The organism is Ulvibacterium sp. (genome assembly GCF_965248315.1).
Classification (GTDB): Bacteria; Bacteroidota; Bacteroidia; order Flavobacteriales; family Flavobacteriaceae; genus Ulvibacterium.
Map to the genome: position 1 here is coordinate 2,010,394 of NZ_CBDFIX010000002.1, position 16,069 is coordinate 2,026,462.

Consider the following 16,069-nt stretch of genomic DNA (forward strand, 5'->3'; position numbering starts at 1 on the left):
AACACTCCAAGTCTCCTGGAATATCAATTTTTGTTGAAAAGGAGATGAGTCTTGACACACTTCCAAAAATATCATGGATATGAAAACCACTTGGCATATAAAGGACTATGGATGAACGGTGCGGTAATCGACCTTGAATTAAAGTTTCCAGGCTATCTTTTCAAGATTGTTTCCCTATTTTTACCAAAGTTTTTGAATTGCAAAAGATGTCGGAATCACCCTTCAGTTTAGACTATGACGAGGCAGAGGAATCTGTCAATATATGGGAGGTCGCCCGAAAATATCTTCGGTATTGGCCTTTGTTTATAATGGGAGTTTTGATTTGCCTGGGTTTGGCCTATGCCTATATGCGCTATGCCCCTATAGTCTATGAATCGGCCGCCAAGATCAAGATTATAGATGAGGCCAAGGAAATGGATATCACTGTTGATCCCTTGGCTATGCTTAGCGGAAATAGAGGGATCAACTTGGACAATGAGATACAGGTCCTAAAGTCGTATCGAATTCTTCGGCAGGTGGTAGAGGCCCTACATCTGGATGTGTCCTATTTCCATAAAGGGAATATAAAGACCACGGAAATTTGGAACCCCCCTTTCGCCATTACAAAACTGATTGCTGAGGATAGTATAGGAAATGCAAGGATTTATGATATTACCATGGATGCCTTTGAAGCCCAAATAACGGATGGGAACGGCAAAACGACTACCGTTGGTTTTGCCGAAAAAGATACACTGCCGACAGGGCTTCCCTTTAACATCACGTTTTTGGAAAGTGCCCAACCTACGGAATACGAGGGTATAGAATTTCGGATCATCTTAAAATCTATCAAGGATGCGGTGTTCGATCTGTCCGAAAAATTGCAAGTGTACCCTACCGATAAGAAGAGCGAGGTACTTTCCCTTTCCATAAAAGGACAAAGTCCGGATAGATCGGAAACCGTAATCAATGAATTGATCAATAAATTTAACCAAGATGGCATTATTGATCGGCAGTTGATTTCCAAACGCACCCTGGAATTTATTGATGAACGGTTTGTTTACCTATCCGGGGAACTGGATTCCATAGAGGTAGGAAAAGAAAGTTTTAAGCGGGCCAATGCATTGACCTATATTGAATCCGATGCCGATTTTTCCTTACAACGAAAAGCGATAACACAAGATGAAGTAACCAACTTGGAAACCCAGATTTCCTTGGCTTCCCTTCTTAAAAATGCGGTAAGCGGGCAATCGGCCTATGGCTTGTTGCCCGTGGATGTAGGACTGGAAAATAGCGGTATTAATTCCTTGGTAGCCGAATACAATGAAATGGCCATACAACGAGAAAAATTGGTGGCTACCGTTGGTGAAAATCACCCTACCTTGGTGACGCTGTCCGGTCAATTGGAGAATCTAAAGGTCAATATCCTACGGTCCCTAAATGTATACCAAACCCAATTGAAGTTATCCTTAAGAAAACTGAATCGGGAAAAGAGCCAAGCCAATAGTATGTTTTCCCAACTTCCTGAAAAGGAAAAGACCTTGAGGGCCATAGAGCGTCAACAGAGTATAAAGGAAAACCTTTTTCTTTTGCTGTTGCAAAAAAGAGAGGAAGCTGCTATGAATTATGCCACCACAGCGCCATCGATTAAAGTAGTGGATTATGCATTGACAAACAATCAGCCTTTGTCACCTAAGAAGCGTATTGTTTATCCTATAGGCTTGCTGATGGGTTTGGTCCTACCTTTTGGACTTCTATATCTTAGGTTTTCCATGAACAATAAGATTATGGGACGTTCGGATATTGAAAATAGCCCATCAGAAATTTCGGTATTGGGTGAAATTCCCCATTTAAGAAAAATCAAGAAGTTCCATAACGCCCATGACCGATCTGTTTTGGCCGAATCCTTTCGGATTTTAGCCACCAATGTGAACTATTTTTTACCGAAACCAGATAAACCAAAGGGCAGGGTCATTTATGTCACCTCCTCTATCGAGGGGGAAGGCAAAAGTCTGTTGGCCTATAACCTATCGGTGGCCTTTGCAAGTCTGAACAAGAAGGTACTGCTACTGGACGCTGATTTGCGAAGTCCTACGCTCCATGATTATTTTGGTATGGGCAAAAGTACCAAAGGGTTGGCGGATTATTTGAAAGACACTAGGACACATTGGAATGAATTTGTGTATCCTGGATTGGAGAATAATAGATATCATAAAGTGTGCCTAAGTGGGCCTGTTCCCCCCAACGCTCCGCAATTGTTGTCCGATGAAGGTTTTGAAACTTTTATCGATTCCGCCAAGGAAGCTTACGATTATGTGGTAGTGGATACCGCCCCTACGATGTTGGTGGCCGATACACTGTTAATATCAGAGTACGCAGATGTAACCTTATATGTAATGCGATCCGGCCTTACCGATAAAAAACTCTTGAATTTTTCCAACGACTTGCACAACAAAAGGAAACTTGCCAATATGGTTTACGTGCTTAATGATGTGAGTCCCAAAGATTCAAAACAATATGGCTACGGATATGGGAAAAAAACCTGAGGCAATAAAATTCATTGATTATAGTTTAATATCCTGGGTTTTGAACAGCACCGGGATTTAGGTTTATTTCCACTTGGGGAATGGGCCATATATATTCATGGGCCTGGTAGTCCTTAAAACTTTGGGCATTGTTTTGATTAAAGCTATCGATGACGCCTTGCAGGTTTTGCGTCCGGATAAGATCGTCCTTTCGAGCGCCTTCATAACATAGTTCAAGCCTTCTTTCCTCTAATAATACCTCTAAAAATTCCTGTTGATCCAACCCTGGTGCTACGTCATTTTCGGTATTGCCAAAAGCCCTTCGTCTTACTTGGTTAATGGCATCATAAGCCAGGGCAGTAGGGCCGTTAACGGCATTTTCGGCTTCGGCCAACATCAAAAGCACGTCCGCATATCGCAAATACGGAAAATCGAAGGACTCCTCATTTGGATTCGTTGATAATGTTATATCCTTTTGGAACTTGTAGGGTCTCCAGTTGTCGATTTCCTCCTCATCTTCCATAGTCCCGTTTTGAAGGGAAAACGTAGCAATGTTTTGAAAAAATCGGCTATCCTGGTTCTCTATGGGAAAAGTGACGGGACTAGTTACCGCATCCGGCATCGTAAAGTAGTACTCTGGAAATCCAGGAACAAGCCATAGGTAGTCCTGTTGTGAGATTCCAAGAGGACCCCAGTTCACCCCATAATTGCCACCGTTTTCCATAGCAAAATCAAAATCGATACTAAAAATGACTTCACCATTGGTTCCTTCATTCGCCAGACTGAAAATATCCGAATAATTGGTTTCCAAGGCGAATACCCCCTCCAGTTTTTTGAATTGGGTCAAGGCTTGGGCATATTTATCGTTCTGTAGTAATGGAAATCCGGCCATTTGTAGGTATACCTTCCCCAATAAGGCTTGGGCCGCGGCAATGGATGCCTGGTTGGATGGGCCTGAAGCGTCTAGGTTGGCTTCAGCAAAAAGTAGGTCTTCTTCAATCAGTTCGTAAACTTTTAGGGGGTCTTGTACCGTTTCCGGCGGATTGTCCAGATCTATGATGGTGGAGGTTACTAATACTGGATTGCCATATATTTTGACCAAATTGAAATAGAGCACGGCCCGTAAGAATCGAAATTCACCTAATACAATACTTTCATTGATTCCCTGATCCGAAACATAGTCCATATTTTCTATGGCTTCAATGCCCATATTGCATAAGCGAATGGCCCGGTAATGGTCCGTCCAAACATCTTCAATCAATCTGTCACCTGGGTTGAGATTATAACGATCCAGATTTACAATATTTGTTGTTAAAGAGGGACTGCCATAAAGGATATCGCTACCAATGTCACCCCAATAGTAGGAATACCCAGTGGCATCAAATAGGTTGGGCCCCTTTAAGCTTTCGTAACTCTGCTGTAACAGGAAATCAATGTTTAATGGAGTTGGTTCAATAGGGTCGGGCCCCGTGATGATTTCTATTCTAGTGGTGGTGCCAGCTACTACAGTAATCGTTTCTATAGTCGGTATTACAAATGCCGGAAGCAAAGCTGAAACTTCGTACTCGCCTATGTTGATGTCCCTGAACAAAACCGTTCCAAGCGGTCCAGTGGTCAGTTCTTCCGTTTGGGGAAAGGTGGTTACTATGGCCCCTTCCAAGGGTTCGTTGTCCGTTGAAATCACAAGAACCTCCAGATTTCCGACGGTTAGGTTTGCTTGTTGCCCATCCGGATTATCATCGGAACAACTTAGGGAAATTCCTAAAACAAGTAGTGTGAGATAATTTCGTATTTGCATTTTCATGATATTGTATTCGACTATAGCATAACAGTGAATCCTACTATTTATTTTATACAGAGGACAAATGTAAACCAAGGACTGCGAATAGGAAACCGGATAGCTGGGGTTTAAGGAAAACGGATATTGTTTGGTATCGGGGGAAGTGGAAATCGTATATCACAAAATAGCTTCTGAAAAATGGTTTTCTTGAACATAAAATGAAGGAAAGCCAAAGTTCCAATAGTGATGCGAAAAGAAATTCCTTAATTTAGAACGAACCGTATATAAATACTTAAACGAACAAAGCTTATGGAATATGGCAGGCGCAATTTTTTGACAAAAGGGGTTTCTTCGGTGGCGGGAATCGCTGCTGCTTCAATGATACCGACTTCATTATTTGGGCAGAATTTACCCACTATATCGCAACTCCAAGAAATTGTCATAAAGCCCCAAAAACGGTCCACGCCAAAACATACCATTCGATTCTCGGTAATAGGGCTTAATCATGGCCATATCTATGGGATGGTCAATTCGTTGTTGGATGGAGGTGGAACTTTGGTGGCCGTATATGCCAAGGAGCCGGATTTATTGCAGAGCTTTACCAAGCGATATCCCCAAGCGACCATTGCCAAGAGCGAGGATGAAATAATTGAGGACACCACTATACAATTGGTAGCCAGTGCCTCCATTCCCGTAGAGCGTGCCCCGTTGGGGATTCGGGTTATGAAATCGGGCAAGGACTTTATGGCGGATAAACCCGGTATTGTCACTTTGGAGCAGCTGCGTGAGGTAAAGCAGGTACAAAAGGAGACCCAACGTATTTATTCCATTACCTACAGTGAACGTTTGGCCAATCCCGCTTCGGTTCAGGCTGGGAAACTGGTGCAGGATGGGGCCATTGGTAAAGTGGTTCAACTTATAGGCCTAGGCCCTCACCGTATGCGGCCCAAGAGCAGACCGGATTGGTTTTTTGAACCAGATCGAGCAGGGGGTATATTATGCGATATCGGCTCCCACCAATGTGATCAGTTCCTGTACTATACCAATTCCAAACAGGCCGAGGTTAGTTTTGCACAGACCGGAAATTTCAATATTCCCGACTATCCCGATTATCAGGATTTTGGGGACATGAGCGTTCGGAGCAAGCATGCTACCGGTTATATCCGGATAGACTGGTTTACCCCGGAAGGTCTGGGAACCTGGGGTGACGGGCGTACCTTTATCTTAGGTACGGAGGGGTATATTGAAATGCGAAAGTATATAGACATAACGGGTCGCGAGGGCGGAAATCACTTATTTCTGGTCAATCAAAAAGAGACCAAATACTACGATTGTAGCAACGTATATATGCCTTACGGCGAACAATTGGTCACGGATGTGGTGGAACGTACGGAAACGGCTATGACACAGGGCCACTGCTTCCTAGCTGCGGAATTGGCTATTACGGCCCAGGAAATGGCATTTCAGCTAAATACTTGATTACTTTTGGATTAGGATTGCGGTGTTTGATGCTAATCGTCATAGTTAATCCGGTCTCGAATCCCGCCGCTAGTGCGGTGGATAATGACATCCGCCTTGTATTTTCGAGCCAACCTTTTGGCCTTATTGATGGCCGTACTCTGTTTTCGGTGTTGGCTGGTTATCCGTTGGTTCCCTTCGCGACGTACGGCCCAGCCTTCTTTATAGGGCACCACATGTTGGTGCCAGGTTCGGCCGCGTTTGTTGCGTTGCGCGCTATTCAAAAAGACTTCAATGAGATCTATAAGGGTTCGTAACCAAGAGGTGCCTTTGGACATGGAGTTGTATCGTTGGTTTCGAAGATAGGGGTATTCGCTGAATTTCTACCTATAAAATGTCCTCCAAAGTTACGCATATATCGCATAGCAAGGGAGAGTGCTGTCCATCGGAGACGTCCCAACGTTAACAAAATCCGTTAGACGGTTTTGGTACTTGGACCACTTTACCATTCTTTGCTTGCAGCTGCAAAATGTACACCACTTTTTTTATTTTTACTGGAAACATATGCTTTATTTTTAATCGCCGGTGTCTGACGGAAAAATCTTATCCTTACGGATTCTCCTTGTAATCGTCCATCTACCATTATCTGGAAAAGTTATATCCTGATTTTCGAAAAATGAAAATTTAGAACCAACAAATTAAGAAAACCATTAAAAAATATGTCTTAATTTATGGTGTTGATAAATCAATCTTACAGATACCTTTTTTTACCCATGTAGCTTTTATTGTTAAAATTATCTGAAATACAGAATTATCTTATCGGAAATTAAGGATGCTTTATCGATTAATTCTTATAGAGTATCCTTTCTCATACTATATTGGCCCCCAATGCATTTGGCCATCAGTCTTGCTCTTTGGTTTTGATTTTGGTGGACCTCATAGTTAAAATCGGATATTATAGTATTAGAAAGATGCGTAAATCACTAGAAATTTCTTCAATTGCCCCTTTGGATGCCGCTAACGATGTGTTCACTACAGCATTGGCAAATCGTTCTGAAACGGAAAACAGTAGAAAATTAGCTCCTAAACTGGTAGCACATCTTATAGAAACGGGACTATTTAGGATGGGTCTACCCAAATTTCTTGGTGGTTGGGAAGATGACCCGGTAGAAGTCTTAAAGGCCTATGAGATTCTAAGCAGTGGGGAAGCCGCTGCTGGATGGAGTGTATGGAACAATCATTTGGCCTGTACCTTTGGTCGTTTTCTCAATGAGGAAAGTATGTATGAGGTATTTAATAATCCATCCCATGTTTACGCCAATTCCGCCCGCCCAGAGGGGGTGGCCCAAATTGTACCCGATGGTTATCGGATAAATGGTAGATGGACTTTGGTTTCCGGCTGTGAGTTGTCCGAGTGGTTTGTACTGCGTTGTTTGGTTACGGGTGAAGGTCTACCGACCGCCCTTGGGCCCGGTGCAAAGTTGAAACTTTTCTTTATGCCCAAAGAGGCTATTGAAATTGTGGATACTTGGCATGTTGGGGGATTACGAGGCACGGGTAGCCATGATGTTATTGTTAAGGATTGGTTTGTTAAGGAAAGTTACGCGGTAGACTTTGAAAGTCCTGTAGTTATAGACAATGACTATAGCCGTTTACCAATCGGGTGCTATAATTCTGCCGGTAACGCTGCAATCGCACTAGGCATATTCAAGGCGGCCATGGACGATTTGGTGAACATCTGTTTTGAAAGGATAACACCCGGAAATGGTCCAGATTTAAGAGACCGGGAACGTGTGCAAAATGTTATTGCCAAAAGCAAGGCATTGCATAAGGCAATGAGAAAACAGTTACATGACACCATGGCCGTTATCTGGGAAGAATCTAAAAAAGGCAATCGCTATACCGATGAGCAGTTAGCGGATGTATGGTCTTCTTCGGTTCAGGCCGCGGAAATCTCCAGAGGTATGGTCTCCGAAATTTATGCTGCCGCGGGAACCGTTTCCTTGTACAATGAAAATAGAATAGAAAGGGCACATAGAGATATTCATGCCGTTCTTCAGCATGGAATTATTCAACCCCATTGGCTTAATCAGGCAGGTATGGCTTACTTGGGCATACAACCGAAAGGCGCCATGTTCAGAATTTAATTTGTTAGACGGAATTTCAAAATATTTTCCCCTAATCAAATTTATAATTCGCAAAAAATGATTGAAGCAATTACATGTAAAACCAAATGGCAAGAGTTACTGTCTTTGGCGGAAAATCCCGATTTTTATTATACGCATAGCTATCATCAAGTTTCCAAGAGCACTAATGAACATCCCGTACTTTTAAATTATACAAATGGGAATTCATCGGTATTGTTACCCTTGCTGATACGGGATATCGAAAATACGGGATTAAAGGATGCAACTTCCGTTTACGGATATGCAGGTCCCTTAACTATAAATTTAGATTCAAATTTTGATCAAGAAAAATTTGGAAAGGAATTGGACGCATTTTTTAATGAACATAATATTGTGTCCGTCTTTTCAAGATTACACCCCTACCTGGAACATCAAGAGACTATTCTTGAAGGGCTAGGTCATGTAAATACACTTGGAAAAGTGGTAAATATCGACTTAACCGATACGATTGTAGATCAAAGGGCTAAATTTAATAGAAGGCTAAAAACATACCTTAATAAATCACGTAAGTCCTGCACGGTCATTAAAGGAAATATAGAGGAACATCTGGATGATTTTATTCGCCTCTATCACCAGAATATGAATCGGGTAAATGCCGGTGACGACTACTATTTTTCTAAAGACTACTACAAATCAATATTGACCAGTGATGAGTACGAGTCAGAGTTGTCCCTTTGCGTATGCAATGAAACAAAAGAAATCATCGCAGCCTCAATGTTTATGAAAAAAGGGAAAATTGTTCAATATCATTTGTCCGGATTGAGTGAGGCCCACTTTAAATTAAACCCAATAAAGCTCATTATCGATGAAATGCGGATAAAAGTTACCAATGAGGGCTATACCTATTTTAATCTTGGTGGTGGTTTGGGCAGTAGGGAAGATTCACTCTTTAGATTTAAGAGTGGTTTTTCCAAGGATTTTAGAGAATTTAAGATATGGAAATATATCGTTGATGAAGAGGTATACAGAGAACTTAACAGTACCATGTTAAATGGACAAATCAATGGCAATACTTCGGATTACTTCCCCCTATATCGGCTAAAAAATAAAATGACACTTTTAAGCTAAATTAACCTTCTTCATCTTTCAGCACTGCTGAGAGGCTTTAAAAGGTCATTTAGGCCTTTTTGGCCTTCCACTTCGCTAAGGGTAAACTTTAGCGCGAGCTGGCGTGCTAGCCTTCGACGCCTGGAGGATTTGGCCTATGCACTTCTACACCAATCGCTTGTTCCTGAATGCAATACCAGACCCAGATTTCAAGTATCGTTCAAAGTCGTATGCTTTTTTCTTGTCTACAAAGCAGGAAACATGAGCTAATTGAATAGGTAATTTGTCCTTAGTAAAATGAACTTCCCCGTTTTGATGAGCCTTTAGTCTCTTCTCAAGATTAGCTGAAAAACCAGTATAGTACTGTCCGTTTGCACATTTTAGAATGTACACCGCGTAGGGTAGGGTCATAATTGATTTATTTTGAAGGGAATATAGTGATTCTCCTTCGCTTTTCGCTGTGCTCAAAGCTTCGGAGAATGTGGATTGTGGAACGTGGTCCATGAGCCTTGGTCCGCCGTAGCCCGACAGTATTGATATGGTCTTACAAATATTCAAAAGGCCCTCCTTCGCTTCGTGCTGCGCTCAAAGCTTTGGAGAATGTGGAATGTGGACCGTGGTCCACCGAAGCTCCCCGAGTTTACATAGGAATATGTATATGGGGTAACTTTGTTGCTTAAAACGAAAAAGGCTCCCCTTCGCACAAGGCTTCGGGGAGCGTAGGTGGAGCCGGAGGCTATCCTTTCTTATAATTTCCATTATTCAGTTTTAATATGTATGTTTCTATAAAACAGTTATTTACGCTCGATTTTTATGACTGTTTGTAACTTTTTTTACTAAATAGATATAACATTTTTGTCAACGATTTTGTCAACGCGTTGACAAACTGAATTTTTTTGGAATTATGAAATGTACCTTTTTTCTCCGGAAATCAAAAGCTGAGACCGAGACCTTAATTATGTTTTCTTGTTACTTCAATCAAGAAAAAAAGAAGTTTGTTTACTCCACGCAGAAATCCATTTTACCCAAGCATTGGGATTTTGAAAATAAACGACCATTCAAAACCGGTAAAACTGTAAGTCATAATCAGCCGTCGTTATCAAAACGACTGCGGGATTTTGAAGATGCCTTCCATTTGATTAGATCGCGTTCGGAGTTGGGTGAAATGCGATTTGATAGCCATGCCCTAAAAGAGCACTTTGATAGGGTATTTGAAAGGGTCAACAAATCAAGCTCTTTTTTTGAGGTATATGATAAGTTCACCCAGGAAAAAATAAAACTGAAGGAGTGGAAAAAGTCTACCATTAAGCGCTACACTAATATTAAAAATCTGTTACAGGAATTCGAGGAGGTGTACAACTATAAGTTGACCTTCGGTAAAATCAATAAAAAGTTCTTTACGGAGTTTACTGATTTCTGTTATGAATATAAGAATCACTACACCAATACTTTTAGCAGAAATGTGGGGCTCTTCAAAACATTTATGTTTTGGTCCCAAAAGAACGGATTTGCCTTTAATGATGCTTTCAAAGACTTCAAAAAACCGCAACGCGTTTTGACCCGTGAAGAAGTATTAGGCTTGGAGCAAATACTTGAACTATATAAAACAACCTTTAAAAGTCCGCATTTGGAGAAAGTTAAAGATGCCTTTGTTTTTCAATGCTTGACTGGAATGAGATACGGAGAGTTAAAACTTATCAATAAAAGAACGATAACCCCAACCAACTGTATTTTATTAAAGGAAGAGAAGAATAGTAATAAAGCTACCCGCCTTATTCCGTTGTCCAATATAGCTTTAGAGATATTGCAGAAGTATGATTATCAATTACCGCTGATATCCAATCAAAAACAAAACGATGCCATAAAAGAGGTCATAGAACAAATTGGTCTTACCCATGACGTCGAATACTCCAGGACGAAAGGGGTAGTGCAAGAGCGGTTTATAAAATCATTTCACGAGCGGATTTCAACGCATACTGCCAGGAGAAGCTTTATTACGATTATGCGGAATAAGGGGATAGCAGATAAGACGATTATGAGTATTAGTGGCCATACGGATATCAAATCTTTCAACCAATACCATCAAGTGGATAATTCCGCGAGGATTACTGCGGTAAACGCTGTTTTCAATGAATTCTAAGTTTTATACGTCATTCCCGTAAAAGCTTTTTCAATCGGGTTTGATACGCTTGTGCATAGTTTCTTTTGGTCTTTTCATCAAGATAGGAAAGTTCAATAAGGTCAAGAACTTTCTCTTTGTGCGAGGTGATGGTTTTAAACGCTTTTTCACTTTGTTTTTCGGAAATACCTGCTAGTTCAGCAAGTTTAAAAAACTGCTCTGTAACTTTTCCTGACATCTTATCTGGTGGTAAAAGTCCATCTTCAAGGGCAAAGTCTCTGTCTTCAATGTGAATTCGACTATTCAGTAAATCGTAAGCGGGACTCAACTTAAAATCTCCCAAAGCAGTTTCTATCAGAGAGAAATTTTTAAAATGAGCATCGCCATTTGAAATCAAATAGTTGAAAAGAAGCAGCTTGAAGAGTTTAATTGCTTCCACTTGATAGGCGGGTACATGTTTCTTCAACAGTTCAAATAGTTCCAAGTAATTGCCTGTGTATTTAAAATCTGTTCCATGGGTTTGTGGTGTTCTACCGGCTAATGAAGCAAAATCTTCTATAGCCAACTTAGAGCCATCCTTGTTAACATCAAAACGTTTCGTGATATACGCAGGGTCTCCATTTTTAAAGAACACCAAAGCATTTTCTGCAGTTTCAATTCCAAATACTTGACGTGCAATTTGCATACTTAAATGTTCGTTGGCCGGCATTTGATCTGTTCGTTTTCCTACATTGGGTATGGGTTTTAAAATATACTGTCCTTGCTCTCCTTCGTTTATCAAACGTAGTTTGTTCTTCTCCAGTAATACCGAAAACTTTTCTTGTACACCTGAAATGGATAACCGCTTTTTGTTTTCTTTGAATAGTTCTTCTGTAATAGCATTGGTAGCGGGAGATTCATAAGGTAGGGTAGGGCTAACCTTTCTGCCCTTAAACAAACGATTTAGCGCGGTCTTGCTATAGGTATTGAGTCCTTCCTTTAAGGTACCCGGACAATTGTTTATTACTATACTCATTGCTGTTTTATTTCCTTAACTTGAATCGCTCCGATAGTATCATATTTAGCAGTAGTTAACAGCAGACCGAAATGGTCTTTAGGGTCTATGCGTAATTCAAAGCAAACGTTTTGTTTATTAGACCCTTCAGGTAGCATGTTAAAAAAGAAGGGGAACAGATATTCAGATGTGTATTCTTGTTGGGTTTTAGGTAGGGTAAGACTGATTGATGACTTATCCTTAGATTTAAACCATTGGTCATGATAGCGAAAGGTGAAGTTGCCATTATCGTGTTGCGTCAACAGCCCCGCCTCCTCTCTTTTATATAAAATAACAGCTTGCCTCATTCGTCAGGTGTTCTTGTTTTTACTTGAAATGTGAGTTCCATGCCTAGCGCGTTACCCAGTTTATTCAATGTTTCTGCTGTAGGGTTGCCCTTGCCGCTTTCAAATTGTTTAAGGGTGCGCAGGCCCACACCAGAAAGGTCTGCTAACATTTCTTGGGTAACCTGTAGCATTTCTCTCCGTTCTTTTATGCTTTGTATTAGACTTGTAAAGTGCATCTTATTGCTCTTTTAGTTGTAAAAATAAATAAAAACTATAAGAAATACTATAAAAAGTGCTGTTAATTGCACTAATTAATGATTTTATGTGGTGTTTAAAATGAAAAATTCAGAATAGTGCCTTATAGTGCACCGGAATGCCCTATTCAGGAACATTAGCTTTTTTAATCGATATTACTTGCAAATACACCTATAATCGAGAAAGTCGGTCTAAGAATTCAAAGAGCATTATGCTTCAAATACGTCAATGAATTGCAAGGTTTTAGGTTTATCTTAATGAGTATATTTTTTGAATTAAAAGTTTCTACTCGAAGGATAGGAATATTTGATTTATCAGCCGACTAAGGGAATACACATCAACTGGAAATTTACTACAATTTTGGATTTATTTTTAGAAATAGTAATAGGTTTCTTGTTAAATATTCATATATTAGGATACTCCAAAGCACCAACTTACTTCCTTTTGGTTTTCTCCCCCGAAAATACCCGATAATGGGTATTTATATTTCATTGTAAATAAGCAATTTAGTATTTCACTTTTGATAGCATGCTGTATTGCTAAAAAGATATTGCAACTGTTTTACATTCGGAATAATAAAACTAGTAGTATGGCCACATTTGTACGGTCAAAAACCAATAATTATAACAATAGATTTTTTTAAAATAAAACCATGTCCAGGATAAAATTTAAGTGCAAGGGTAATATTGAGCCCGATGTCCCTTGTGACAAATATGTCTCGACTAAAAGGCACAAAGGCTTATCAATTGCGATTGAAATTCAGGAACTCCAGAGAAAGGTTAAAACTCTTGAGGGGCGTAGTAGTGAAGCAGAGGAATTAAGGAACCAAATCGAAGTTCTTGATAGTGTTCCAGATGTTCCAACGGATTGGGAATTTACACTTACTTGTTCAAGAGGACACGAAGAAGACTATACTTACGATGAGCGCGAACAATAATTCAGAGCAAAAATCCTCCAAGCCCAAAAGAATCGATAAATACTATATGTGAAATAGTTTGGACAGATTCGAAAATAGGAGCAACAGATTGCATGAATCTTTTCGAAAAGAGGTGAGCGTGTCCGGTCGAGGTCAAGCCTAGCAGTGTAATCAGCAGAAGAACATATTCCATAATCTTAATAGTATTTAGAAGTAATTACCTTAAAAATAGTAAATTGCTGAAGAGAAACAACTTCTTGAAACGGAGCGGGATTGTCAACGATTTTGTCAACGCCAAATAAAAAACCCCGCAAATAAAGGGTTTGCAGGGTTGAATAGTGGAGCCGGAGGGACCAGAACGTATCTTTTTAAAGCCCAATAAATAAGCATTTTCCAAGCTTTCCTAAAATTAAGCTCACCGAATAGGTGACTTTACAAAAGCTTAACCTGTTTTGAGGAAAAACCTCAGTTTTTCTAAGGTTTTTGTGTAAGTGCTTTTGAAAGGCTTTTTATAATTTATGATGCCCAAAATTATTAATTGGAATCCCCCTTCACCTTAACCGTGTATATCCTGCCTCAAAACGCTAAAATGCTAAAGGTGTTATTTGAACTATAAAGAATAGTCGTTTGGAGAATGGATTACTTTCTTCTTTAAACAAATTGAGAAGCATAACATTACTAACATTTAAAACTATAAAATGAGTGACCCAAAAAAGTACGTAGAAACGTTGGAATTGGATGAGGGCGGTACCGCCATTTCTTTTTTAGAATCAGGTATAAGTTCTCGACTAGAGAATGGTGAATCTACTCCAGAGGAGGCATTTACCAATTTTAAATCCGTTAACTCTTTTGCCTCCGGAATATCCAAGGCAAGACAAGATGATGTTTTAAACTCTGTTTTATTAGCTCAAAAGGCTGCTCAGAAAGCATTTCCAGAGGACAATCAAATTATAGATTGGCATAAAAAATACTTCGAAGTATTAAGTAACATTGGTTGGTTATTAGAAGGTAAAGATTTCGTTGAATATACCTCGGGGTCAAATATTTTTGAAATTGACAAGGCGGTACTCGATATTTTGGGAGCAGCCCTTACTGGAAGTCAGTTGGCAATTATTTTAAAGGCGATAGACTCTTTGAAGTCCTTGGCAAAAAACGATTCCCGATTCATAGCTTTTGAAAAAAACACTCACTCCCTATCAAAAGGATCATTCCAGATGGGATTGGCCACCGAAGTAGAAGATACTATATCAATTAACTCATCGGCATTTATGCTTGATACCTCCAATAAAATTAATCAAATACTATTCTTTAAGTCCTCTAAGGATAAAACTTCATTTAAATATAAACAGTACAAAGCGACGTTAATCGATGAGCAATATGATCGGGTAAGAATTCCGATAAAGCAAAAACTAGGTGCTGTAGTAGATGATTATATTGCTGATCTCGAAATCTAGAACATGAAACTTATACAAGAAGGTGATTCAAACAATCAAGTAATCTTTCTTCAAAAACTACTCCAGAAAGAGGGTCATTCAATTCCTAGTAGTGGCAAATTTGATAAACGAACTGATATGTATGTGAAAGAGTTTCAAAAGAAACATGGATTGAAGGTCGATGGATTAGTTGGAAGAAATACATGGATGAAACTGCTGGATGTTGCATACAATTTTTCGCTAGGTTATGAAAACTACTTTCTGAATGATAACGAATGGGTTAAAGAGATTACCGAAAAAGACACTATATACCTACATCACACTGCTGGAAGATACAATCCTAAAAAAACAATAGATTGGTGGGAAATTGATACAAATCCGAAGGGTAGAGGATTATGGCGTATCGGGACAGCTTTTGTGATTGGTAGAGCTTCAAGAGATTGTAAAGACTTAATTTGGGATGGTCGAGTTATTCGCGCCTTCAATGAAATCCATTGGGCCTACCATCTTGGCGTTAAAGGGTCAAAAAGTAAACTACTAAACCAAAAATCCATAGGGATAGAATTATGTTCTTTGGGAGGACTTCACTTAGAAGAAGGTGAATATCTGTTTAAATCGAAGAATGGGGTGATTAAAGTCCCTGAGGATAACGTTGTTAAGTTGGACATCCCATGGAGGGGATTTAGTTTTTTTCAAAAATATACAGACAAACAAATCGAAAGCTGCGAAAAGCTAATTTTAACTTTATCATTTTTGTTTGACATACCTATTGTAAATAAACCATATTCTCAAACATCATTTGAAATTGACAACGACGCATTAAATGGATGTCCCGGAATTTGGAATCATTGTAACGTACGTTCAGATAAAATCGATTGTTTCCCACAAACTGAGTTACTAGCTATGTTAAATGGATTATATGAAAAGTCAAAATCATTTGTTCCTGAGGAAGGCAATTTAGAGTCTGCCAGCTTAAGCAACCTTCCAAAAGAGAATTTCCAATTTAGCGAAATTGAGAATTATTCTTATGATTTAATGGATATCAATAGGTAAT

General features: G+C 39.7%; 14 protein-coding genes. 8 read left to right on the forward strand and 6 right to left on the reverse strand.

Annotation, left to right across the window (positions count from 1 at the left end):
• Window positions 1-206 precede the first annotated feature (206 nt).
• Window positions 207-2,522, forward strand: coding sequence for a GumC family protein (locus ACP2AF_RS10220; protein ID WP_425236057.1), 2,316 nt, complete (start codon window positions 207-209; stop codon window positions 2,520-2,522).
• A gap of 25 nt (window positions 2,523-2,547) precedes the next feature.
• Here ACP2AF_RS10220 and ACP2AF_RS10225 read toward each other — a convergent pair whose 3' ends face one another.
• A complete protein-coding gene (locus tag ACP2AF_RS10225; protein ID WP_425236058.1) occupies window positions 2,548-4,305 on the reverse strand; it encodes a RagB/SusD family nutrient uptake outer membrane protein in 1,758 nt (585 codons plus the stop codon).
• Window positions 4,306-4,590: 285 nt separating this feature from the next.
• Between ACP2AF_RS10225 and ACP2AF_RS10230 the strand changes: the two genes are divergently transcribed.
• Window positions 4,591-5,760 (forward strand): Gfo/Idh/MocA family protein, encoded by a 1,170-nt coding sequence (locus ACP2AF_RS10230; protein ID WP_425236059.1) that lies wholly within the window; start codon window positions 4,591-4,593, stop codon window positions 5,758-5,760.
• A 32-nt stretch (window positions 5,761-5,792) separates the two neighbouring features.
• Here ACP2AF_RS10230 and ACP2AF_RS10235 read toward each other — a convergent pair whose 3' ends face one another.
• Window positions 5,793-6,077 (reverse strand): DUF2188 domain-containing protein, encoded by a 285-nt coding sequence (locus tag ACP2AF_RS10235; RefSeq protein WP_425236060.1) that lies wholly within the window; start codon window positions 6,075-6,077, stop codon window positions 5,793-5,795.
• 633 nt (window positions 6,078-6,710) lie between these two features.
• On the opposite strand from ACP2AF_RS10235, the gene ACP2AF_RS10240 reads away from it, so the two are divergent.
• Together ACP2AF_RS10240 and ACP2AF_RS10245 are read left to right on the forward strand one after the other, a co-directional pair.
• Window positions 6,711-7,886 carry a hypothetical protein gene (locus tag ACP2AF_RS10240; RefSeq protein ID WP_425236061.1) on the forward strand — a complete coding sequence of 392 codons (1,176 nt, stop codon included), beginning with the start codon at window positions 6,711-6,713 and terminating at the stop codon, window positions 7,884-7,886.
• A 57-nt stretch (window positions 7,887-7,943) separates the two neighbouring features.
• On the forward strand, window positions 7,944-8,993 hold the full coding sequence (locus ACP2AF_RS10245) for a GNAT family N-acetyltransferase (RefSeq protein WP_425236062.1): 1,050 nt from the start codon (window positions 7,944-7,946) through the stop codon (window positions 8,991-8,993).
• A gap of 144 nt (window positions 8,994-9,137) precedes the next feature.
• Here the strand turns inward: ACP2AF_RS10245 and ACP2AF_RS10250 are convergent, their stop codons facing one another.
• Complete coding sequence (locus tag ACP2AF_RS10250) at window positions 9,138-9,383, reverse strand: GIY-YIG nuclease family protein (RefSeq protein WP_425236063.1); 246 nt, start codon at window positions 9,381-9,383, stop codon at window positions 9,138-9,140.
• Between the two features lie 493 nt (window positions 9,384-9,876).
• Between ACP2AF_RS10250 and ACP2AF_RS10255 the strand changes: the two genes are divergently transcribed.
• A complete protein-coding gene (locus ACP2AF_RS10255) occupies window positions 9,877-11,112 on the forward strand; it encodes a tyrosine-type recombinase/integrase (RefSeq protein WP_425236064.1) in 1,236 nt (411 codons plus the stop codon).
• Between the two features lie 10 nt (window positions 11,113-11,122).
• Here ACP2AF_RS10255 and ACP2AF_RS10260 read toward each other — a convergent pair whose 3' ends face one another.
• The 3 genes from ACP2AF_RS10260 to ACP2AF_RS10270 are packed head-to-tail and all read right to left on the reverse strand — an operon-like array spanning window position 11,123 to window position 12,647.
• Window positions 11,123-12,106, reverse strand: coding sequence for a type II toxin-antitoxin system HipA family toxin (locus ACP2AF_RS10260; protein ID WP_425236065.1), 984 nt, complete (start codon window positions 12,104-12,106; stop codon window positions 11,123-11,125).
• Window positions 12,103-12,432: a HipA N-terminal domain-containing protein gene (locus tag ACP2AF_RS10265; protein WP_425236066.1), complete on the reverse strand. Its 330-nt coding sequence runs from the start codon at window positions 12,430-12,432 to the stop codon at window positions 12,103-12,105. Before ACP2AF_RS10265 ends, ACP2AF_RS10260 begins: the two co-directional genes overlap by 4 nt.
• The gene (locus ACP2AF_RS10270; protein ID WP_425236067.1) at window positions 12,429-12,647 is read right to left on the reverse strand and encodes a helix-turn-helix domain-containing protein; all 219 of its coding nucleotides are present in this window, start codon (window positions 12,645-12,647) and stop codon (window positions 12,429-12,431) included. Before ACP2AF_RS10270 ends, ACP2AF_RS10265 begins: the two co-directional genes overlap by 4 nt.
• A gap of 671 nt (window positions 12,648-13,318) precedes the next feature.
• Here ACP2AF_RS10270 and ACP2AF_RS10275 point away from each other — a divergent pair.
• From ACP2AF_RS10275 to ACP2AF_RS10285, 3 genes are all read left to right on the forward strand, one after another.
• The gene (locus ACP2AF_RS10275) at window positions 13,319-13,603 is read left to right on the forward strand and encodes a hypothetical protein (RefSeq protein ID WP_425236068.1); all 285 of its coding nucleotides are present in this window, start codon (window positions 13,319-13,321) and stop codon (window positions 13,601-13,603) included.
• A 677-nt stretch (window positions 13,604-14,280) separates the two neighbouring features.
• The gene (locus ACP2AF_RS10280; protein WP_425236069.1) at window positions 14,281-15,036 is read left to right on the forward strand and encodes a hypothetical protein; all 756 of its coding nucleotides are present in this window, start codon (window positions 14,281-14,283) and stop codon (window positions 15,034-15,036) included.
• A gap of 3 nt (window positions 15,037-15,039) precedes the next feature.
• A complete protein-coding gene (locus ACP2AF_RS10285) occupies window positions 15,040-16,068 on the forward strand; it encodes a peptidoglycan-binding protein (protein ID WP_425236070.1) in 1,029 nt (342 codons plus the stop codon).
• Window position 16,069 lies beyond the last annotated feature (1 nt).